The 21,028-nt window shown below is 40.2% G+C and carries 22 protein-coding genes and 1 pseudogene; 17 read left to right on the top strand and 6 right to left on the bottom strand.

Annotation, left to right across the window (positions count from 1 at the left end; all coding sequences use genetic code 11):
* Nucleotides 1–182: 182 nt before the first annotated feature.
* From GSQ19_RS27150 to GSQ19_RS27125, 6 genes are all read left to right on the top strand, one after another.
* Nucleotides 183–1,214, top strand: coding sequence for a tyrosine-type recombinase/integrase (locus GSQ19_RS27150; RefSeq protein WP_011316437.1), 1,032 nt, complete (start codon nucleotides 183–185; stop codon nucleotides 1,212–1,214).
* Between the two features lie 3 nt (nucleotides 1,215–1,217).
* A complete protein-coding gene (locus GSQ19_RS27145; protein WP_011316436.1) occupies nucleotides 1,218–1,682 on the top strand; it encodes a hypothetical protein in 465 nt (154 codons plus the stop codon).
* A gap of 158 nt (nucleotides 1,683–1,840) precedes the next feature.
* A complete protein-coding gene (locus GSQ19_RS27140; protein ID WP_011316435.1) occupies nucleotides 1,841–2,191 on the top strand; it encodes a hypothetical protein in 351 nt (116 codons plus the stop codon).
* 57 nt (nucleotides 2,192–2,248) lie between these two features.
* A complete protein-coding gene (locus tag GSQ19_RS27135) occupies nucleotides 2,249–2,923 on the top strand; it encodes a hypothetical protein (protein ID WP_011316434.1) in 675 nt (224 codons plus the stop codon).
* 67 nt (nucleotides 2,924–2,990) lie between these two features.
* On the top strand, nucleotides 2,991–3,134 hold the full coding sequence (locus tag GSQ19_RS27130) for a hypothetical protein (protein ID WP_153228506.1): 144 nt from the start codon (nucleotides 2,991–2,993) through the stop codon (nucleotides 3,132–3,134).
* Nucleotides 3,135–3,635: 501 nt separating this feature from the next.
* Nucleotides 3,636–4,520: an HNH endonuclease gene (locus GSQ19_RS27125; protein WP_011316433.1), complete on the top strand. Its 885-nt coding sequence runs from the start codon at nucleotides 3,636–3,638 to the stop codon at nucleotides 4,518–4,520.
* A gap of 68 nt (nucleotides 4,521–4,588) precedes the next feature.
* Here GSQ19_RS27125 and GSQ19_RS27120 read toward each other — a convergent pair whose 3' ends face one another.
* Genes GSQ19_RS27120 through GSQ19_RS27110 form a run of 3 tightly spaced genes read right to left on the bottom strand, consistent with a single transcriptional unit; the run spans nucleotide 4,589 to nucleotide 6,465 of the window.
* On the bottom strand, nucleotides 4,589–5,683 hold the full coding sequence (locus GSQ19_RS27120; protein WP_041457308.1) for a hypothetical protein: 1,095 nt from the start codon (nucleotides 5,681–5,683) through the stop codon (nucleotides 4,589–4,591).
* Between the two features lie 30 nt (nucleotides 5,684–5,713).
* Nucleotides 5,714–6,142, bottom strand: a complete 429-nt coding sequence (locus GSQ19_RS27115) for a hypothetical protein (protein WP_011316431.1) — start codon at nucleotides 6,140–6,142, stop codon at nucleotides 5,714–5,716.
* Entirely contained in the window at nucleotides 6,133–6,465 is a 333-nt protein-coding gene (locus tag GSQ19_RS27110; RefSeq protein ID WP_011316430.1) for a hypothetical protein, read from the bottom strand. Before GSQ19_RS27110 ends, GSQ19_RS27115 begins: the two co-directional genes overlap by 10 nt.
* Before the next feature lie 408 nt (nucleotides 6,466–6,873).
* Between GSQ19_RS27110 and GSQ19_RS27105 the strand changes: the two genes are divergently transcribed.
* From GSQ19_RS27105 to GSQ19_RS27090, 4 genes are all read left to right on the top strand, one after another.
* Nucleotides 6,874–7,530 carry a vWA domain-containing protein gene (locus GSQ19_RS27105; RefSeq protein WP_011316429.1) on the top strand — a complete coding sequence of 219 codons (657 nt, stop codon included), beginning with the start codon at nucleotides 6,874–6,876 and terminating at the stop codon, nucleotides 7,528–7,530.
* A gap of 17 nt (nucleotides 7,531–7,547) precedes the next feature.
* Nucleotides 7,548–8,336: a PP2C family serine/threonine-protein phosphatase gene (locus GSQ19_RS27100; protein ID WP_011316428.1), complete on the top strand. Its 789-nt coding sequence runs from the start codon at nucleotides 7,548–7,550 to the stop codon at nucleotides 8,334–8,336.
* Nucleotides 8,337–8,342: 6 nt separating this feature from the next.
* Nucleotides 8,343–10,391 (top strand): protein kinase domain-containing protein, encoded by a 2,049-nt coding sequence (locus GSQ19_RS27095; protein WP_011316427.1) that lies wholly within the window; start codon nucleotides 8,343–8,345, stop codon nucleotides 10,389–10,391.
* A gap of 408 nt (nucleotides 10,392–10,799) precedes the next feature.
* Nucleotides 10,800–11,897: a hypothetical protein gene (locus GSQ19_RS27090; RefSeq protein WP_011316426.1), complete on the top strand. Its 1,098-nt coding sequence runs from the start codon at nucleotides 10,800–10,802 to the stop codon at nucleotides 11,895–11,897.
* Nucleotides 11,898–12,041: 144 nt separating this feature from the next.
* Here GSQ19_RS27090 and GSQ19_RS30165 read toward each other — a convergent pair whose 3' ends face one another.
* Together GSQ19_RS30165 and GSQ19_RS27080 are read right to left on the bottom strand one after the other, a co-directional pair.
* Complete coding sequence (locus tag GSQ19_RS30165; RefSeq protein WP_011316425.1) at nucleotides 12,042–13,283, bottom strand: hypothetical protein; 1,242 nt, start codon at nucleotides 13,281–13,283, stop codon at nucleotides 12,042–12,044.
* A gap of 88 nt (nucleotides 13,284–13,371) precedes the next feature.
* On the bottom strand, nucleotides 13,372–14,952 hold the full coding sequence (locus GSQ19_RS27080) for a hypothetical protein (protein WP_011316424.1): 1,581 nt from the start codon (nucleotides 14,950–14,952) through the stop codon (nucleotides 13,372–13,374).
* A gap of 233 nt (nucleotides 14,953–15,185) precedes the next feature.
* Between GSQ19_RS27080 and GSQ19_RS27075 the strand changes: the two genes are divergently transcribed.
* From GSQ19_RS27075 to GSQ19_RS27055, 5 genes are all read left to right on the top strand, one after another.
* Complete coding sequence (locus tag GSQ19_RS27075) at nucleotides 15,186–15,542, top strand: hypothetical protein (protein WP_153228508.1); 357 nt, start codon at nucleotides 15,186–15,188, stop codon at nucleotides 15,540–15,542.
* 80 nt (nucleotides 15,543–15,622) lie between these two features.
* Nucleotides 15,623–16,288: a hypothetical protein gene (locus GSQ19_RS27070; RefSeq protein ID WP_011316422.1), complete on the top strand. Its 666-nt coding sequence runs from the start codon at nucleotides 15,623–15,625 to the stop codon at nucleotides 16,286–16,288.
* A gap of 95 nt (nucleotides 16,289–16,383) precedes the next feature.
* Nucleotides 16,384–16,962, top strand: a complete 579-nt coding sequence (locus GSQ19_RS30475; protein WP_011316421.1) for a hypothetical protein — start codon at nucleotides 16,384–16,386, stop codon at nucleotides 16,960–16,962.
* 62 nt (nucleotides 16,963–17,024) lie between these two features.
* Nucleotides 17,025–17,780, top strand: coding sequence for a hypothetical protein (locus GSQ19_RS30155; RefSeq protein ID WP_011316420.1), 756 nt, complete (start codon nucleotides 17,025–17,027; stop codon nucleotides 17,778–17,780).
* 63 nt (nucleotides 17,781–17,843) lie between these two features.
* A complete protein-coding gene (locus tag GSQ19_RS27055; protein ID WP_153228509.1) occupies nucleotides 17,844–18,005 on the top strand; it encodes a hypothetical protein in 162 nt (53 codons plus the stop codon).
* A gap of 91 nt (nucleotides 18,006–18,096) precedes the next feature.
* Here the strand turns inward: GSQ19_RS27055 and GSQ19_RS27050 are convergent.
* Nucleotides 18,097–19,317: pseudogene (locus GSQ19_RS27050) on the bottom strand (IS66-like element ISAva2 family transposase); the annotation flags it as partial.
* Between the two features lie 57 nt (nucleotides 19,318–19,374).
* Between GSQ19_RS27050 and GSQ19_RS27045 the strand changes: the two are divergent.
* The gene (locus GSQ19_RS27045) at nucleotides 19,375–19,767 is read left to right on the top strand and encodes a MerR family transcriptional regulator (protein ID WP_011316418.1); all 393 of its coding nucleotides are present in this window, start codon (nucleotides 19,375–19,377) and stop codon (nucleotides 19,765–19,767) included.
* Nucleotides 19,768–19,802: 35 nt separating this feature from the next.
* Nucleotides 19,803–21,011 (top strand): RNA-guided endonuclease InsQ/TnpB family protein, encoded by a 1,209-nt coding sequence (locus GSQ19_RS27040; RefSeq protein ID WP_011316417.1) that lies wholly within the window; start codon nucleotides 19,803–19,805, stop codon nucleotides 21,009–21,011.
* The last annotated feature ends 17 nt before the right edge of the window (nucleotides 21,012–21,028 follow it).

The raw sequence follows: 21,028 nt of genomic DNA, 5'->3' as shown, positions 1-21,028 counted from the left end.
TGTCCGGTTAAGGCGGCTTTTTACGGACAGTTCTCTCAACCAAACTTTGTAAACATTTCTAACAATAGGGGTCAGCATCAAGATTTACAAGCATTTTGGCGATGAGGTAAACAGATTTTACCTTCAATCACTTACAATGCTTGGGTATTAGTTCCACAGTGCAACGAAGGGCGATCGCTGCTATGGTTAACAATACTCAGCTTGACAACCTACCGCCAATCAAGTTGATCCACATTCAGGATCAAGCGCCATCAACCCTACAGGGACAATCTAGAAGCAGGGCAAGAAAAACATCTTTACCCACAGACATAAGGTGGATCAAGGTACTGGAGTTTTTACGCAGCACAAATCTTGCGCCAAACAGCCGAAAATTGTACGAACGCGAACTTAAGCGATTCTTGGGATGGACACAACTGCATTATCATGAACTACGCCCACGTCACCTTGGGTTGTACAAGGAGTATCTACGCGACGAAGTAAAAACTGATTCAGGAAAACCCCTGTCAAAAAGCAGTATCAATGCGGGGGTTGCTGCGCTCAAAAGCTTCTTTAAATGGATGTGTTATACATATCCAGACATAATTGCAACTAACCCGACACTGGGGATAAAGCTAGAAAAAGTACCACTGCCACCAGCCCAAAGCTTAACTGACGAGCAGATGGAGCGAGTGTGGTCAGCTTTAGAATTGTTAGGAGAAACAAAACAACGGGACACGGCACTTGTCCACATTCTCAGCCACGGACTCCGCGCAGGGGAAATTGTACAGTTAAATGTTGGTTCATTTGATGGCAAGCTGCTGTTCTTGCCAGATACCAAAACCAATGAACCGCGCTTAGTACCATTACGGAAAGAAAGCCGTGACGTGTTAGAGGCATATTTGCGATCGCGCCGCGAACAGGGGGAAGAACTAAATAGCCTCACCCCGTTGATGATTTCACATCACGCTTCATACAAGGGCGATCGCTTGAGTTACCACGGGATATACTTTGCGGTGGAAAAAATCGGTGAACTGGCTGGCATTGAAGATTTGCACCCCCACCAATTTCGGCATACCTACGCCACGGAGTTGTTACTGTTGGGTGTAGACCCCAGCCATGCACGGAAATTGACCGGGCATCAAAGCGAGAAGGCGTTCAGGCGCTATACTTTGCGGAGTGAACAAGAAGCAGCGATCGCTGCTTATTACAGAGCAATAGGTGAAGAAAGGGAGTAACCCATGCCCAAGCCGCTAGATCCCAAATGCCAACTATGCGCCAAGTTGCCAACATCTAAAGCTAAGGTGCTGCATGGGCCAGAGGGTGATGGCTGCTGGAATCCGAAGGTTTGCCACAATCGTCGTTCCTTCTACCGGAATCGAAGTAAAGATGATTCTCTTGAGATTGAAGCGATCGCTGTTGAGCCGCCAGAAACATATTTTGCCGTACTGTATTTATATAAAGAGCCAGGGGATAAACCCTTGCACGCTTTAGGTGCAGAGTTATGGCTGGGTCAAAAGCCTGTCTGCCGCCTGGAGCCGATTCACTGTTTTGGACTGACGGCTGGTAAGATTCGGGCATACACCGACAAGGTTCTACAGGCGTTTGCGGCGGAGTATAGTGTTACGCTGTACCAGTATAAAGAATTGTTTGAAATCAGTCCGACCCACTGCCCTGTGCGCCCTTGTCCCCTGCACCCTGAGTGATCATCATCTTAAGGGATGTCTACGACAAGGCTTGCGCCTACGCTTTCGATTCACTTGCCTTAAGTTCCTCAAAATGAACCAACTCATAAGCTAAAAAGCTTATACTGTAGGCTATATAAAACTTTTGTTATTGTGATTCTTTGCTCTCTGAAATTACCATGACCAGTACACCACATCAGCCAAGTAGATTAGACCGAATTGAATTACTGGCAATACAAAATACTGAAGCCATAGCAGCTTTAACCAGCAAACTCAACAATCTAACTGACAAGGTAGATAACCTGGCTGATAACGTTAGTGAGCTAACCAGTAACGTTAACTCTGTATTGGCTAGGGATGCAATTTTAAATGATGTACTGTTAGAGTTACGAGATAGCCACGAAGAATTAAAACACAACTTTGAACAACATCAGCAAAACTTTGAGGAAAATCAGCGAACCACTAACGCGGCATTAAACCAACTTGGGGCTATTTTAGTACAGTTAACAAGAATTGATCCTCAAAATTAAAATGGTGAGATAGTACAAACGTAAATTTACAAGGCAGTGCGCCCTTGTCCCTGAGCCATGACCGTTTATCGCCAATTAACAATCTGGGACATTTTAGATGAGATATCCGAAGCCCCGCCCACCTCTTCACTCGCTGCGGTGTGGTCATGTTTAGACACTGAGCTAGAAACTTTATCAGTAGAGGCACAATTAGCGATCGCTGCCACCGCCTTTTCTCAAATCGCAGATATTTTGAAAACTCGCGCCCAGTTATTGTTAGAAGATGTCCGCGCTCAGACTGATACAGATGGGCCAGTCATCAGCACAGATATCTTTGCGGGGCTGGTGCGGACAACTATGCAGCTAGACTTGGATGACTTAATCGAAGAACCACCACCGCAAAGCTTTAGACCACACGGGCCGCATCAATTTACTCATCCTGTTAATAAAAGTGACTCAGTAGCCGCACCTGTGGAGAAAGAGAATGTGCTGGCAATGCTGGATATTCAGACGGTAGAAGATGTCCATCGTCTGGCAGGGGATGAAGATGTAGATAAGTGGCGGGGGGCGATCGCTCAATATTTGATGAATGTGAAAGATGAAATTACGTTGCCGAAGTTACAACGCAAGTTGAAGATGCCGATGGTGGAAGTGTGGCTGGGGTTGCTGCTGGGTGGGTTTGCATTAGAACAGCGTGGGGACTTTTACGATAATGAAAAAATTTGGGTGAGAGGAGATGGTTCTGGGATTTGATAAAGATGTAATCGTGCTTCACATACTACCGACGTTACACTGAAATAAAAATCCATGACTGAATCAGATGCAATCTATCGACACTCAAACTCACAACAGCCAAGAACAGTCTAGCCAGCAATCAGAGAATAGTAATTTTTTCCATGCGATCGGTGTGATCAGTGGAGAGGTTAACATCACAGGTAATTTGCAGGCTACCATCACCATTTAAGGGCGCGAGTACAACTTAAGATGCCAGCCCAAGAATCATCAACTATTCACCGCGTTGAAATATCGGATTAAGAATACAGGCACGATATTTCAAACACTAATCGTATATCCCAAGGCAACGCAAAAGTAAGCTTTCCAAGATGCCATCTTTTGTGAGCATAAAGAAAAACGCAAGAAGTTACGCCTCTGTTCTCTGTGAAAGGAATCCTGCTCTCGCGGCATTTCATCAAAAGTACAGAGAGCAGATGCTTGGAAAAAACAGAAACGTCATTAATTTATAAAAATACCTATAGTTTTTCCTTGCCAGCATTAACTAAAAGTGCGCTCGTATTTAAAACGTTCATGCGAATCACTCCATCTTTTGAGCAGCTACCCCAGGTTTGCTTTTCCTGAGAAAGTTTAACTGGCAGTGTCTGGACACTAAAATAACCATAATAGTATGCAGAACGTTCAAAATTTTTATAAATTATAATTATTTTAGTAGGTTTAAAATTTTTGTTGTATGAGTTTTTACTGCGTTTACTGTAATAGAATCAGAAGTGGAAAGAAACAATCAGAAGAAGGAAAAACAAAAGAGCATTTTGTTCCAACAAGTATTGGTGGTGGTCGCAGTTGGCATATTCCAGCTTGCAAAAACTGTAATGAGTTATTAGGAAAAACTTATGATGATGAATTATATCGATTAAGCTGGATGTTTGAATTTTATAAAAACAGGTCTATTAAGAGAACAGGGCGGGCTATATTACAAAACGGACACAAAATTGATGTTAATTTTTCATATTCGGAAGTATTTTCTAGTCAAAACAGAAATTTTCAATTGGAATGTTATGACTCAGATTCAGGAGAAGAAATCCCCCGAATAGATATTAGAAGAATAGAATTTGAATTAGAAACTAAATCAAAAATTATAAATAGTTACCCTTCAATTTTGAAAATTGCTTTGGGTGGCGCTCACTATTTAAACACAAGATATAAATTAACTAATAAAACTTTTTTTTCAGATTTAGCGTTTGCTAAAATTCGTGAAGAAATTTTGGGAAAAAGAAATTTCAACCCAGGCAGCAATGGTATATCTAGTCCCGTAATATGTGAATTGCTCTCAACTCAAGAATCTGAAAATATTATAACAAGATGTGAAAACGAGAAAACTAAACTTAGGCACATAATTTCCATAGAAAAAGAAGATGAAAACTTAGTAATAAGTGTATGCTTATTTAGTTTCTTTTTTTGGAGAGTTCTTATACCAATGAATAACAATTTAAAGATTTCTAAATTTGAAGACGAACTTATACTACATGAACTAACAGGAACTACAAGACTCATTACATCCTCAATAATGCAACATGAAAGCCCACCCACAATTGTTATTTTAATTAATAAAGATTAATCTTTAATTTCATACAAATGTAAGAATTAAACTCAAGTTTACATTCTATACATTTAGATTTAATTATTCTAGAAAAATCGTTGTATTAGTATTGGAATTAAAAACCCAGTCGCAAGCACTTCTTGTTTTCCTCCAAAAGTTAATCTAATAAGTTGCATAAGACAACCTACAATAATAAATAAAATAACCCATCCGCCAGATACTAAAGCTCCTTGTAACACTAAAAGAAAAATACCTATCTCACGAGCCGGTTTTAACCAAGCAGGAATATTTAACATTACTAATGCTATTATCATGCTTAAAATTACTACAAGCCAGATAGAGATAATCATAGCTGAATCAAAAGGATAACGCCCAGTACCAAGTTGTTGAACAAGTAACCAACTCAACATTGTTTTACCAGTTGTTTCTCCTGATAAGCATATACGCAATGCCCAACCCTCTACTCCAGCGCTAAGTGCTGCTAACCATATACTTCTTGTGTAAGTAGCAGGCAGTAAGCTATTACTTATTAAAGAGAAAGAGAAGCCAGGAGTTATCCAGGTCAAAACTAAAATAAATCCACATCTGATCAATCCTGGTGCAATAAGAACAGGCGATAGAATCTCACCCTTACCAACATCACTCATTAGCAATCGGCATACTCCCATGCTTGCTAGTAATGCTGGGGTTAAATTTGCATCAAAGGCAAATCTATCTGCTATGAAAAAACATATTCCGAACAAGACTGCTTGAATCAAAACTGTTAGCAAATCTGCTGTTAAATTATTACTAATAGATATGACTAGCACGATTACTAATATTACTAGCAAAAATCCTTCTATATATATTGTTGGCTTACCTATTGGTAGAAGCATGAACAAGAAAAAGATTCCCATTCTTAGTAGCATAGCGATTAACACCATACTTCTACTAGGGTTTATTTCTACACCTGCAAGTGTTGTCTGTAAGTCAATAGAAAGCCCCGCTACCTCAAAGGCAGAGTATACCCAATAACTTGTACAGTATGCTGCAACGCATAGAATTATTACTTTGTTTAACGGCAGGTGTAGGGAAATACTTAAACTAATGGTTGCTGCACTAGCTATATAAGGAGATATGCCAAGTTTACTAACAATAGCTGCAATAAAACATATAGTGATGATTAAAGCTAAAAATACCACCTGTTACACTCGCATCTTATTAACAAGTAATTAATTTTTTTTACAATTAATGACACTAGCCCAACCAGTCATTTTGCCATCAGGCGTGCTGACATAAATACTGCCTACCTTAACGACACCACTACGCCAGTCTATACTAAGATGTTCAGCACATACTTTTGTAGCACCACTAACATAGTCTTTTTTTACAACAACTCTATTACGTACCTGTACCCCCCGCCATCTAGATTTCGGAGGTAACTTGGTATTAAGTACATACTGCTTACCATCGCTTGTCTGTACAATACTTGAGTAGTTATCTGATCTCAGTACTATCATTTCGTCTATGTATCCATAATTAGGTAAATGTCGCTCGTATTCATCTAATCTGTTTCTATAAATAGATGAATAGTCTAATTCTGGTACATTCTGAAATATAATACCTAGCAGTCCTGCACAAATAACAAATTCTACTCGCACTTATCCCTCACCCTCGCTTTATATCCATCCCATTTAATGTAGGATGTGGGTTGAGTACAAAGATCAGAATATTTATCAAGATATCCATTAAATATTTGTCCATCTGGAAGTTCTAGTTGAAGACAATAAATACCACAAGTTACTCCGGTTTCCTTGGTTTTAGTTTTATATGTGCCAATTGGTAACTCCCATAAGGGAATGCCTTTAGGATAAGAACGAACCCCACCTTTAATTACAGGACTTGCGATAAATACAATTACAAAATAGCTTATTCCTGCTAGTAGTATTGATACTTTGTCTCTACCATTAGTTAACAAGTTCATAAATTAGGATCTTCGGGGAAGATGATTCAACTATTGCACAAAGTTTATTTTGGTGATATGAGTAGAGCCAATAACTCTTCATCATAGGTGGCTTAGACATAAATCATATCATTTTACAAATATAAATCTACTTTTAATTAATTAATAACTAAATTATTTATTTCCTATAAAATACATAATATTTTATCTATGTAACTATGGAAAACATTAGTTGTAAATCTGCACTTTGCTTGATATTTAACATTTATCGCTCACCTTGTAAACTTGAGATTTAAAAGTGAAGTTTTTCTCCACCACAACTTCATCATTCAAATCTTTTAATAGTAAATTCACGTAAGGTATATTGTTTAAGTTACGAAAATTGATAAGATACTTCTTGTCTAAGCTCATTTAAGCAGGAGCATTACAATGCCTGTAGGACTGCCTGAGTTTGTGGAAAATCCAGAAAATCGTTGCCCAGTAATTTTATTACTTGATACGTCAGGTTCTATGTCAGGACAGCCTATCCAAGAGTTAAATCGTGGGCTTGCTACATTTAAAGAAGATGTCATCAAAGATTCACAAGCATCGTTAAGTGTTGAAGTGGCGATTATTACATTTGGCCCTGTACGATTAGTGCAAGACTTTGTAAACATCGATCAATTCACACCTCCGCAATTGGAAGCAGAAGGCGTAACCCCTATGGGTGAAGCAATTGAATATGCTTTAGATTTATTGGAAACCAGAAAGTCTGCATACAAAGAGAACGGCATTTTGTACTATCGCCCTTGGATATTTCTGATTACAGATGGAGCGCCAACAGATTATTACCATTTGGCAGCACAAAGAGTAAAAGAGGCTGAAGCTAATCGCAGATTATGTTTTTTCACCGTTGGCGTACAGGGGGCTGATTTCAACAAACTCAGACAGATTGCACCAGCAGAGCGTCCGCCAGTGATACTCAATGGATTAGATTTCCGCTCACTGTTTGTTTGGCTATCTACTTCCATGAAACGAGTTTCTAGCGGCAAGATTGGGGAAGCTGTAGCGCTACCTCCTGTCGGATGGGGTCAGATTACCACTTAGAATTTCAAGGATTTATTGTGGGTTGGAAAGCAATTGCTCGTTCTGCGATGGGAACAAGCCATCAAATTCAAAAAATCTCTTGTCAAGACTACGGATGTTATCACATCTTTAATGATGTAATCGTAGGCGTTGTTTCTGATGGTGCTGGTAGTGCTAAGTATTCTGATATTGGTTCAAAATTAGCTGTAAAAACAGTAATTAAGTGCTTTTCGGAAATTAATAAATTTCCTAACAAACAAGAAGAATTAGAAAAAAAATTCTCTCAACCACTATCTACACCTGAAGTTGAACAGTTTTTTATTAAAGTTGTAGCCCAAGTTCTTCAAGAATTAGAAAATCATGCTAATAACGAAAATTATTCCATTAATGATTTAGCCTGTACTCTTTTAGTGTTTATAGCCACTCCATACTGGCTTGCGGCTATGCAAATTGGTGATGGGTTTATTGTTGTACGTCTCCAAGATTCAGATTATCAACTATTATTTGAACCAGATAAAGGAGAATTTGCTAATGAAACAACATTTCTTACCTCAAAAGATGTAATTAAAGAGATGCAAATAAAGGTTATTTCAGGTGAACAAAGTTTCATTTCTGCTTCTACTGATGGGCTAGAGAAAGTAGCAATTCGCTTAAGAGATTGGCAACCTTTTACACCATTCTTTAAACCTTTGGAAGAATATTTGCAAGAAACAGCTAATCCAGAGAGTGAAGATCATTACCTTGTAAATTTCCTTAATTCTGAAAGATTAAATACTCGCACGGATGATGATAAGACTTTACTTCTATGCCTATTTAATAGGAAATAAAATTCAATGGCAGTTCTTATCTGTGATACTAAAAATGAACTAATTACTTTATTGGGGGAACCTATACAAAGCGGTGAAGCACAGGTTTGGCATACAGATCGTCAAGGATATTTAGCAAAGATATATCATTTGCCAACTTCTGAGCGGTTAGAGAAGTTAAAAGTGATGATTTCATCTCCACCCCAAGAACCAAATTCTCACCTGAACCATATTTCTTTTGCTTGGCCTCAATCGTTACTAAAAACTACTCAAGGTGAGTATGTAGGATTTCTAATGCCAGAGATTAAGGGAGCAAAAGAACTCATTGACTTATATAACCCTCAACGTAGAAAAAAGCTAAAACTTGAGATAGATTGGCGTTTTCTCCATACAACAGCACTTAATATTGCTTCAATAATCGAAGCAATTCATTCCTTTGGCTATGTTTTAGGTGATATTAAGCCACAAAATATTCTTGTTAATAACCGTGCTTTACCTTCAATTATTGATACTGATTCTTTTCAAGTTAGACACCTCAATAATAGTAAAGTTTATCGGTGTTTGGTTGGTTCTCCAGGATTTACACCCCCAGAATTGATTGGGAAGGATTTTTCTCTTATAGATCAAACAGAATTGCATGATCGCTTCCGCGTAGCAGTGATAATTTATCATCTTTTATTTGGCGGTGAAAGTCCCTTTGGTGGCAAATGGATAGGCACAGGTGATTTACCAGAAGTCAACGAGTTAATCCGCCAAGGTTTTTGGCTGTATGGCGTAAATAGCCTGATTCAATCAACTAACAGAACTATTGATTTTAATATTATTCATCCAGAAGTTCAGCGTTGTTTTTTGAAATGTTTTAATGAAGGGTATCAAAATCCTAATTTACGTCCCACTGCTAAGGAATGGGTAAAAGCGCTTAGGCTGGCTCTTGATGATTTAACTGTCTGTAGTAAGGCAGATAGCCATTATTACAGTCGAATCTATGGTCAATGCTATTGGTGCGAACGCACCAATAATCTTGGCATTGATATTTTTCCATCAACATCAAAGTCACAAAAATTAATAGAAAAAAAGGAAAAAAATTCACTCATTGGACATTCTAATTGGGTTTCCTCAGTCACTTTTAGTTCAGATGGAAACATGGTTATCAGTGGAAGTTATGATACTACTATCAAAATATGGAATTTAACCACTGAAAAGCAAATTTGTACACTTACTGGGCATACTGATTCTGTCCTTTCTATTGCTATAAGTCCGAATGATAAAATCATTGCTAGCGGAAGTTCTGATAAAACTATCAAGTTGTGGAATTTAGTTACAATGCAGCAAATTTGTACTTTGATAGGTCATACTAAAGGCATTTCTTCAGTTACCTTTAGTCTCAATAGAAATATACTCGCCAGTGGAAGTTATGATACTACTATCAAGCTGTGGAATTTAACTACAAAAGAAGAAATCTGTACCTTGATAGGTCATGCTCAAGGTATTTCTTCAATTGCTTTTAGTCCTGATGGAAATATACTTGCAAGCGGAAGTTATGATACTACCATCAAGCTGTGGAATCTAACTACAGGAGAACAAATTAATACTCTCATAGGGCATTCCCATTTTGTCCTTTCAGTTGCTTTTAGTCCTGATGGTAAAACTCTTGTTAGTGGATGTTATGATGCAACTATCAAATTATGGGATTTAGTAACAGGAAAGCAAACTCGCACTATAACTGGACATGGTGATTCTGTAACTTCTGTCATTATAAGTCCTGATGGAGAAACTTTTGCAAGTGGAAGTTTTGATGAAACTGTTATATTATGGGATCTTGTTACTGCAAAAGAGATTCATAGATTTTATAAACATTATAATAATGTTAATTCAGTTGCTTTTAGCACGAATAGTAAGATTATCGCAAGTGGAAGTGATGACAACACTATTCAAATTTTTCATCTTTCATCACAGAAGTTTAATAATAAAATATCTATAAATAAAAATACATCTAAAAATAACTTAATCACTTTATATTATTATTTTATATATGCTATGTTAACTATTTTACTCCTCATTTGGATATTTTTGTAATAATTTTACTAATACTATTTTCTATAAAAATCTTAGATATAAATGCAAATTTTTAAAAAATATTGTCTACTTTTTGTAATTATTAATAATACTCTTACTTAAATAAGCCAAAAGGCTAATTAAAGGGGGATATTAGCTCGCCTCTAACTCAAAAAATACAAAAAATATTTAATTTGGTAGGGGCTGAAATCCTTTTAAGCTAGACAAAATGCTTTATGATACAAAGGAAGATTCCTTACTAATTTTAAAATAGTATTTAGATAACTATTTATATAGCTCCGTTCAATACCAAATTTTCATGCTTGCCTATAAAAATTTGCCACCAGATAAACACAATAAGTTGGCGCTGATGTAACAGGCTGATTTAATATTTAAAGATTGAACACCTAAGTAAAAAGAGGATAATCAATGCTAGAAAATATATTTAAGACGTTGAAAACTGAGGCTTATGTTGCTCATTTGGAAGGAGGATTACGAGCAATCAGTAATCCCGGTTCACCAGTTGAGATTGTTCCACATCTTATTGATAAAGCGTCTGTAAATATTGACATCTCTAGTTCTTATTATAAGGATATAGATTTCATTGATGAACTAAAAAAATTAAATTTGAGTATATTAGGATTGGACTACTATAACAATATTGAATCTATCGGACAAATGTATCCTCCTAATTGGCGTACATTAAGCCAAATTAACAATCTGGATAATCCTATCAAGCTTTGGGATAATTTATGTATTGAAGGTCATACCAAGCAAGATTATTATCTTGTAGATATTTCTTCAAGAATTAGTTTCGGTTTTAAGGCCTGTGAGACACGGTTGCGTGATTTATCAGAGTGTTATTTTAGAGAACTATATTCTCAATGTCAATATAGAGATTTTAAGAATGGGAGAAAATTCCGGTCTTCAAATACATTTAACATCTATCTTGCTTTACATTCCTTTTTGGTTGAATCTTGTCTTGTAAGAGACTATCTTGCTGAATTTATGCACGTATACATTTTTAATAAATACGGCAAAAATCCAATAACTACAATGGGTTCTTTGATTAAATATGTTTTAAAGAAACTGAATAATTATGATGATTTTAGCTTAGAAATTATTAATATAACAAATGTTGAATTAGCAGCATCTTGGCTAGCAGAGCTTGGTGAATACAGGGATTTAGTTATACACTCTACTCCAATTGATCAAGTAGAAAGTAGCTCTTTTATTGTTCAAAAGATTATTAATATAAATGAGAACCAAGGTGTACCATCTATTGAACTGCCACTGCCAAAGAATCCCCATCACATTTTTAAAAGACGGCGGAAAATTATTGAAAGTATCTGTAAGGGCATAAATTCTAGTTTTGAGGAATGGTTCGTGGAAGTACCTGAAAATACTGATACAAGTGAAACAGTAATAGATGCTTTAAAATATTGCTCGTTTGCTCATGAAAAGCTTATAGAATTTGCAATAAAAGTATTTAATAAACATAAAGAACTAATAGAAATATCTGACTGAATATTAAAGCTATCGCACCCGCTATATTTTCCCAGTAGTGCTTGACTGTACGCTGAATCTCAGAATTTAGACAGAACTGTAGCGTATGGGGTATAGGGCATTTCTCGCAACTGCTGCAAAACTTCCTGAACCTCTGGATGGTTGCTATTTCTCCCATTCAATTAACTGCCCATCCACAACCACATAACCCCACTGCGGACACTTCTGCACCAGCCCCTTAATCACAATCTGCAAAGCGGGGTCATCCTGCCAGCACTCCATCAGAAAATCTAACCCAGGATTTTCTTGGAGTAACCCTGCCATTTTTAACTTTTCCATCCGCCAGGGTCTAGCCTTTGACCTTTTGGCGATCGCCTCACTCGACCATTTGTCCTCATCTGGGATGCTTGGCACGGAACCCGTACCTTCATGACTGGTTCCCGGCTCATCACCCAAATCCTGATTCTCACTCAACAACGGAGCAGGTTGGCTATATTCTGCGGGTTCCTCACTGTGAGTTACCAAATGTTCAAAACCAGGGGCAACAGGCGGGGCGGAAATATGGCCTTCATGACTGGTTCCCGGCTCAACACCCAAGTCTTGTTTCTCATTCAACAACGAAGCGGGTTGACTTTGTACATCATCCACTAGCGTCAGCGTCGTGCAGTCCGTTACCGTAGGTAACTCTTGCTTTTGTTCTTCCACGCTTTCCACGGTCTGAGGCGACGCGCCCCCCAAAGGCGCGTCAGCCGTCTCCTCACCGTGCAAATTTTCCTTTGGCGTGGAAGAACTAACTACCATACCAACACCAACATTAGTTGGTTGTTGGTAGGTAGTTAACGGGTTGTTAGAAACGTTGTTAGGTTTCTGTAACCCTTGCAAATCCTGACTTTTTTGAACATTCTTTTGGAATTGTTTCAAATCAGGCTGGATTGGTTCCACGCCGGGGTGGTTTTGGTTCGGTTCTGCGTGGTTAACTTTCCCCTCGGCGTGGACAGCTTTCTCGTCACAAGAATTAGTTTCGCCTGATGTAGACGACTCCCAATAGAATCGATTGTAGTAACCATGCAAATTACGTACACGATAGCCAATCAACCCAGGTCTACCAGAAGGCAAACGGCCAAACACTTCCTCATACTGAAACAACCCCTGAGCCGTCAACGCCGCACACGCTTTTTGTAGCGACTTGTAGGTGAGACTGGTATCTAATTTGTGAGCAGCCCCACCAAACTGTTCTGCTGCAACCGAGTCCAACCACAACTGCTGCACACAGGGCGCTTGCTGTCTAACCCAGTTGATATCCTCTATCGAGATTTTGCAGTGGGGTCTAATTGATTTTTCGTCTGAGGGTTTTTGGCGGTCGCCTTGCTTATGTCCACCTTTAATCGCTTTTAAAGCTGAAGCCATATTTTCTCCTAATTTTGAGCATGACAATATCGGCGGCGTTCTATCCGTGCCACATCTGTTGAGTGAGATATTTGTGTGTTAGCTGTTATTAGTCCGACAACAGGCGTAACTCGTCTTTGAAATAGCGGTCAGTCTTTTTCGGGCGCTCTTTCCAATGCTCCCAAGCCACCCAGACCTCATCGCCCAAGTCTTCTATAACCTCTCCCCTTGCTACATATAAAGCGCAATACTGATCAGCATGGGCAACGATAGAACCTACTTCTATAACTTTAGGTAATGTGGATTTCTCTAGTGCAGTAATTAACTTAATTTCGTCGGGGGTTAGCTCTGACCAGTAATCTTGTTTGATGACCTCATACTCTTGGGCAACTGTTAAATAATCAATCCATGTACACCCAAGCTTGGACAGCACCGCCCGAATATCGTTAACAGCCTGGGGTAACAATTGCAGTTGCTCGGCACGATAAGCGATCGCGCTTGGTGTCGGTTCACTGCCTAAGATTAACGCCGCAGCTTGCAAGGCTTGGGTGTTGTTCATGGCACTGGCGAGATTACCCAAAGCTATACCCATCAATCTGAGACACTCCTCGGCATTTTCCTTGGGTGCTTCAACTGCCAGCGATCGCAAATCAATAGTCTTATCTAAAGCTTGCTTGACTCTTTTATTTAGTGCCTTAGTCGCCTGCTTGGTTAGAGTATTTCCCCATTGTTGGGTGGGATGTTCTTGTACAGCGTTCTCTAGCTCCTGAATACGCTGTTTTAACTGTTGATTTTCGTATTCCAATTGCTTTAAAGCTTCCATTTCATCAAGCTGTTGCTCTAGCTGTATGTTCTGCTCCTTCTGCTGCTGAAATAGTTGTTGCAGGGATGTCAGTTGTTCTTTTACCTGTTCTTCTGCTCTGGCGGTGGCTTCGGAGAGTAAGCCAATTTTCAAATCTTGCTCCAGCCGTTCCAATTCTTGCTGATGTTGCTGTTTCAATTGCGTGATCGCTTCGGTGTATTCTGGGGGGTATTTGCGCTCGGTAGTAAATGACTCAATTGCGTCATTACTTAAAGAGGTCAAATCATCATTATTAACCAGCAGTTTCTCACCATGAGTAAACGTAACTATCTGCTGGGTCGGGTTCGGTGCGTCTGCCTCAATGGTTCCTTCATCTCCATATCTAGGGTGTGAAGGTAAGGTAACTTTGACCCTATTGGAATTGGGAACCATTGGTTCCTGAACCGGGGCTTTTTGGCGTGGTTGTCGAGGAACCACTTTCTGAGCCGCAGCTGCAAAATCCGATTCACTTGGGGAGGGGTTTTCTTGAACTGCGATCGCTACAGCTTCCCTTAGCTTCTGTGGTTCCTTAACCAGTCGGAGCAAGGGAAGGGCTTGACGCTCATTCTTGATGTGTTGCCCCAACTCGCCAACTGAGTCGATGACTTTCTTTGCCCCTAGCAGTTGGGAGATTCTCCGATAACCACCCCAGGCTGATAACTCGCGCTGGCAGTATTCTTTAAAATCAGCGTAGCCAGCTTCAATGTAAAGTTCCTGATCCCGCATTTGGAGGAGTTCGCCTACAGCCTGCCACTCGAAGCGGTCTAGAGAGGTGAAAGTTTCTTGAATGCTGCTGTTAAGAATGCTGTAGCTGGGTGCTGATGTTGTTTCGCGGTCTAGTGTCAGCATGATGATTGCTCACTATGGGGTGCTAAAAACAGCTAAGGGTGTCATAAACGCCAAAGTGAGCATCTAGCCTGATTTTAGACCATGCCAAAATTGTGTCAGCATAATAATTAGCTCACTTTTTCTTGAATAGATTGAGCGAAGCGATCGCAATGCTTCCAGGCGGGCGATCGCTTTCAATTTGAGCGGATACTTTTAGTATCCACTGCTGTTAATATAGCACTGAGAGTATCTAAATGGGGAAAAAATTTATGCTGATTTTGGCATCAGCTGCTCCGTATGTTAGTTGGGGGGAGGGAAGAGCAAAACTATTAAAAGCCTTACTCAAAGCAAAATTTGGCACAGATATTTCTTCGTACCAAGTCCACAAAATTTTAGTAGATGCCGAGTTAGAAGGAATATCTATTGCTTATACTAAAAAGCTTTTAGGCGATAGTGGTAAAAATAATATTGCTCAAACAGTAGCTTTAGAAAAAGTAATAAAGATGTGCAAGGTATTGGAAATACCCGTAGATGAGTTAGTGCCTTTATTTGAAATAGAAGCACCAACAAATTTTATAGATCCGCTTGACTTGGATACTAGTAGTAGCTAAAAAGAAGTACAAAAACAAAGACGACCGCCTGCCTGAGAAACATTGCGATCGCCTTTTACCCTTTGATAAGGACTTCTATTATGCCTTACACCACATATAGACAGCAAGCAGTAGATGAGCAAACCCTAGCTCAAACAGAACTCAATCAGTACATTGCTGACCAAGCCCAGGTTATTGCACCAGAAGAATATACCAGCGTTGAAATCAATTTCTACTACCATGAAATTTATATCAGTAGTCAACTAATAGCTCAAATAGCCTACGATCACAACGAATTTGTCACCCAAAGGTGGCTTGTATTGGTCAACGATAAAGAAGAGTTCCGAGCTAACACTTGGGCAAAGTGCTACCGCTACATCTGCACACATCATAAAGACGGCTCATTACCTGTGCAAGAACGAGAAACCCCAGCCGCTACAACGGGTAACGAAATCATGGTACAGATTGCCGACGAATGTGAAAACCTGGGGCTGGAATTGCTAGAGGATGGGATTTACCGAGGCGACCAGAAATTAGGCAAAGCGGGACAGACCAATGGTAACTGGTGGTTTATCCGCACAGATGACGCTACACAACAGCAAAGATTTTGTAATTCTGCTTCAGATGCGATGTGGTTGGTTTCAAGAGCAGAGTTGCCAGAGTATACAGATACCCTTAATGAATACTTGCAGTACAGACCACTTGAGCAAATGCCTTCTGTGGAGTTGAAGCACTTGCTGGATAGTGCGGAGTTAACAGCAGCGTAACTCAAAACCCAGGAGCCAGGAGTCAGAAATCAGAATAATTCTGGCTCCTGAATCCTGACTCCTGACTTCTACTTAATCATTCATCAATCACAACTATGGAATCTACAATATCAATTCCACAGGGCTGGCAATGCCCCTGGTTTACCTTTGGTCAACGTACCCAGCAAGGGCCAATTATAGGACTGAAGTATTACCCGGCAGGCACATTTCTCGCCAGTGAATATGGTGAAGGATGGCGTTATATTCTCATGCCTGATAAACGGTATGAGGATGAAGAACACCGTGTTGAAGACGAGGTAAAGCTACTCACACCAGAGGAACTACAAACACAAATTCAGGCAGAGATAGACCACCACTCACGCCAGCTTGAACTGCTCAAGTTTGAATTAAAAACAATCCCTGTAACTGTAGTGACGGCTGAATCTGAGGAGCAAGAAGAAGCGCCCATTCAGCAACAACAGAAGTCTTGGGATTCTCCACCAACTCTACAGTCATTTATCGATGCGGCTCAACTCATCCTTCGGGAAATTAGCAAACACCCTGATTTTGTCACGCTGGAGTATCAACCGGATTTAACAATTACTGATGCCCAAGCTGCACTGTCTTATCTGCAATCAGGGCTTGAGGAAAAGGAAAAGTTTGACATTACCGCAAATATCTTTCCTGAAGGCTAAACACTCCAATCACGCTAATTCACAACTATACAACCACTTCACTTAACAAGTAATTCAAAATCATGGAAACTATCAAAATCAACAACAGCGTTTTTCTGATTCCTCCCAGCCAGCCAAAACTACAAGCCAACTGCGCCGAGGAATACGGGCAATTTCTGCTCGACTGCCCACCGAAGCTAACAATTCTAGAAGCACAACAAGGTGGATATCTCAAAGGGAACAAAGCTGATTTTGCGATCGCCGTTTCTCGCCCAGACCGTCTACTTACCATCAACGAGAAATTCACCAACGAAGCATTCACCGAACTATGGGTGATTCCTGTTACTGGCGGACTCAAAGACCAATTCAAGGGTCAGGCTTCCATGCTGCTTTCTTTTCTGATGCACCGCCGTAGTAAGGATTCCTTTGCCGGACTGTACAACCATTTCGCCCATCGTGCGTTTCAGCAGTGGTGCGAGGAAGGGATGCCCGGAGATCCAAAAGAGTTTTGTTATACAGCGATCGCATCTGTCCTGAAAAACTACATCTTCTGTGCCGAGTTTCAGAAGGTTGAGGGGGCGCTGGGTACATATTGGTTCATTCAGTGGTCGTACCGTAACCCACAGTCAGATTTTGAGAAGGACGCACTCGAAGCAGCAGAGATGATTCGTAGCGGTGCAGAGTCAGGGGCGACGCTTCACTGGGTGGTTAATGATACTTACGAGCGTTGGGCGCTGAATGCAGAAGTTGCACCCGCACTAACGGGAGTATCTGAGGCAGAAGCACGGGCATCACTGCAACCGCAAAACCAGCCAGTTGTACCTACTAGAAGACGGTAGCTATATCAATTCGCAATTCGCAATTCGCAATTCGCAATTAAAAAACTTAAAGAGCTTTAAACTATGAAACCCAAGAAGAAAAAAAGCAAAGAAAAACCACAGCATAAATGTTCATCTTGTGGGCATCAATTAACCCTGCCTGGAGGTTATGAGGACATGGGTTTATGCGGTGTATGTGCTACTGGTTCTAGTGCAATGCTTGATGAGTTTGGTGAGTCTTGGTAAGACTTTGCCCAAAGTTTTCAAAAGCTAAAAGTCAGAATTAATCAGCTTAATAGTTATAAATTCTGACTTCTGGATTCGTAAGGATTCAGGTCTAATATTGCGGAAGTAAAGAGGGGCGAGAGTGAGAATTATTAGAATCAGCAATTAGAGCTTGCACAAAAAAATCAATAACAGACCTACCTTGACGGCGACAAGTCTGCACTACCGTCAACAAATTGGCAGTATGTTGAAACCGCTTCATCGAGCGTGAACCACCACTAACCTTACGTTTTGTCACAGCTAAACGCAGCGAGCGTTCAGCGAGATTATTATCAGGAGGAACTTCAGGATGGTCAAGGAAATACCACCATTGGCTTGCTTTATCGCGCAAAGAACGTAAAAGGTTTCCAGCCGTAGCTCCTGCCAAGTTAATCCATTGATCAACAGAAAATTGCAACTTGAATTTGAATTGATTTATCCAATCGTTATAACTGTTTGAGTCAAGAGTTTCAAACCATTGAGCATAACTTCTGAAGGCTTCATCAATTAAATTGACAAAGGTTTCGCCGATAGCTTTGTTGTGAAGACCGGGAAGTTGAATCAATTTTTTGAAGTGACGACGTAGATGAGCCAAACATTTCTGTTGGGCAACAGCTTGATAGCCATTATAAACACTAAAATCATCGCTGCTGAGTACACCTGTATACTCAGTCCCTAAAATTGCTTCTAGTTCGGCTCTAGAACGAGTATCAGCCGCAGTAAACAGGCAGAATTCAGAATTAGCCACTACCCACAACCATTCTTTAACCCCTTTAACTGACCAAGGTGTTTCATCTACATGGATGTTAGGTTGTGTCTGTTTTACCCAATTACTTAACTCATGAATACTCGGTTCAATTGCTTGTTGTATTCGTTCATTGGTGGCGACTAAAGTTCCCAATCCAATTTCAATCTCACCAAGTTCCCAAAGCATTTCCTGCTGTTTTTCGTAGGGCATATGTGCATAGTTATTTGTCCACCCTAAAAATGCTTGTAACGACGTTCCTAAATCTTGTCCTGGAATAATTTCTTGGGGCCAGGCTGCTGTTTGTATATTTCCACAGCATTCACACACGCACGTATGGCGTTGATACTCAACTATTTCTATGGGACATTCTACTAGTTGCGCTACCGCGTGTTTTTCTACTTTTACTGCTAGGGGTGCAAATGCTTTTTGACCACAGTAAATGCAATCCGTTGGACGTAAAATTTCATAGCGATCTACTCTGCCAAAACCCTTTCGAGTTTTACCTTGATGTCCTGGTTGCCCACCTGGTTTCTTTTTCGGTGGGTTCTGGATTCTTCAAAAAGACACATTAATTTGCTGTTTGCCTGAGATTTTGGAGAATGAATGATGAGTATTAAATGGACTGAAGAAGAATTAGATACCCTGGAAGAAATGGCGGAAATGTTCACAGTAAAACAAATTGCTTTCCGCCTCAAAAGACGAGGATATTATCGTACAGAATTAGCGATCGCTTGCAAATTGTACAAACTTGGTTACTCTATCCGTCCCACTCTTGATAATTACAGTTGCAGCGAAATTGCAAAAAGCCTTTGTATACATCCTACGACTATTACTAAATGGGTGAGACAGGGCTGGCTTAAAGCTAAAAAACGTTCTATTCATTGTTATCAGGTGAGAAGCCAAGACTTAAAGCGATTCTTCCAGAATCCACCTGCATCAATTAGAAAGCGAATTGCGGCGATAGATCCGCAAGTTATCAGCTATTTGGTGGGTTAGCTAATCTTTTCAACCACAGTAGAGGAATTGCAACAATGCGAATAACCTACCAGTACCGTTTACGTCTGACCAAAAAACAAATAGCTACATTTGAACATTGGATTGAATTATGCCGTCGCCAGTACAATTACAGGTTAGCAGAACGGTTTAACTGGTGGGAGCAAAACCGATGTGATATTGACCGATGCTCTATAGTTTGTTGCAGTATTGCACCCTTAAAAGATAAACCTAATAGGTGGTCACAACAAAAAGATTTAGTAAATAGTAAAGGGCTATTCCCTGAGTATAAGGAATTAGTTTCTCATACATTACAAGACGTAATTGCTAGGGTAGATAAGACTTTTGAACGTTGGCTTAAGGGTGATTGTAATGGGAAAAAATCTGGTCGTCCAAGATTTAAACCTCAAGGGCGTTATCGTTCGCTGACATTTCCTGACCCCATCAAGCCAGAACACATACAGGGTAAGTTTATCCAACTGCCCAAAATCGGCAAGGTGAAGATGATTTTGCACCGTCCAATTCCTGACGGCTTCAAAATCAAAACCGCTATAATTACCCGTAAAGCTGACGGCTGGTACATTAGCCTCAGTCTGGAATATGTGACTGTACCTAACATGAAAACAGATGTCACGCTTACACTGAATAACACTCTCGGCGTTGACATGGGGCTGAAATCATTCTTGGTGACAAGTGACAATCAGACGGTAAAAATCCCCCAATATTACCGCAAAGCCGAGAAGCGATTAAAGCGGTTACAGCGTCGATTATCTCGCAAAAAGAAGGGGTCAAACCGTTGCAAGAAAGCGGTTAAACGTGTCGCTAAGGCTCATTTAAAAGTTGCTAATCAGCGCAAAGACTTTCACTATAAAACTGCAATATGGTTATTACATCAATCCCAGGTCATTGCACATGAAAACCTAAATATCAAAGGACTGGCTAAGTCTATGCTTGCCAAGTCCATAGCCGATGCTGGATGGGGTCAATTCCTACAGATACTAAACGCCAAGGCTGCAAGTGCTGGGTGTTTGGTTGTGGCGGTTAACCCTAATGGCACTTCTCAAGAATGCTCTGATTGTGGTGCGACAGTTCCGAAAGCACTATCCGATAGATGGCATAGTTGCCAGTGTGGTGCTAGTTACGACCGTGACCACAATGCAGCGCGAAATATAAAATATAGGGCGGCGGGGCATCCCGTCCTTCTTCAAAGCTCAGTTAATGTCCGAGGGGTTGCCAGGAGTCGCTGAGAAGCCCCCGCCGTCCT

The sequence above is a fragment of the Trichormus variabilis 0441 genome, from assembly GCF_009856605.1.
Classification (GTDB): domain Bacteria; phylum Cyanobacteriota; class Cyanobacteriia; order Cyanobacteriales; family Nostocaceae; genus Trichormus; species Trichormus variabilis.
This window is presented reverse-complemented; position numbering and strand designations above follow the sequence as displayed.